We start from the raw sequence: 801 nt of genomic DNA, 5'->3' as shown, positions 1-801 counted from the left end.
CACCCGAAGTCGGTGAGGTAACCTTTTGGAGCCAGCCGCCGAAGGTGGGACCAATGATTGGGGTGAAGTCGTAACAAGGTAGCCGTATCGGAAGGTGCGGCTGGATCACCTCCTTTCTAAGGATATATAGAAGGCGTAAGTGGCCGTTTAGCAACGTACAAACTGTGCCTCCCGGGATGGGAGGTAGTTCGATGTTGCCCCATACGTGAGCGAACTTAATCGAACTTCCACTCTTTTCTTTGAGATAAAGGAAACACAGCGACCAACGGGAGCTGATGTTGACTTATCGATTGGAAAAGTGTGAAGTTTGCTAGTTGCTGGCCACTGGAGCTAGACTATTTCGGAACATACTGGGTTGTTTGGTTCAGTTTTGAGAGAGTAAATCTCTCTATTTGTACCTTGAAAACTAAATAAGAGTAACAACGACATCATATTAAAAGGCTGAAGCGACCGTTTAGAAACGGACGCGTAAGCAAGGGTCTGGAAAACGCTTGGTTTTTAGCGTTTGGAAGACAATTGCTTACGACGGGAGTTTCTGGGAGCTGAAGCTAGATTAATAAATGCAAAAAAGCGGTCTTTTATGACCATCAAGGCAAAACAAAGCTATATTATTTACTGTAACTTAGTTAAGTGAATAAGGGCGCACGGTGGATGCCTTGGCACTAGGAGCCGAAGAAGGACGGGACTAACACCGATATGCTCCGGGTAGTTGTAAGTAAACGTTAATCCGGAGATTTCCGAATGGGGCAACCCACTGTCCGTAATGGGACAGTACGTATACCTGAATACATAGGGTGTACG

At 45.9% G+C, this 801-nt stretch carries 2 rRNA genes; both read left to right on the top strand.

The annotated features are described in order from the left end of the window. A 16S ribosomal RNA gene (locus GN217_RS18620) occupies positions 1–116 on the top strand; the annotation flags it as partial. Positions 117–624: 508 nt separating this feature from the next. Beyond that, positions 625–801: ribosomal RNA gene (locus tag GN217_RS18805) — 23S ribosomal RNA — on the top strand; the annotation flags it as partial.

It is taken from the genome of Oceanobacillus sp. AG (assembly GCF_009746545.1).
Taxonomy (GTDB): domain Bacteria; phylum Bacillota; class Bacilli; order Bacillales; family Amphibacillaceae; genus Oceanobacillus; species Oceanobacillus indicireducens.
This window is presented reverse-complemented; position numbering and strand designations above follow the sequence as displayed.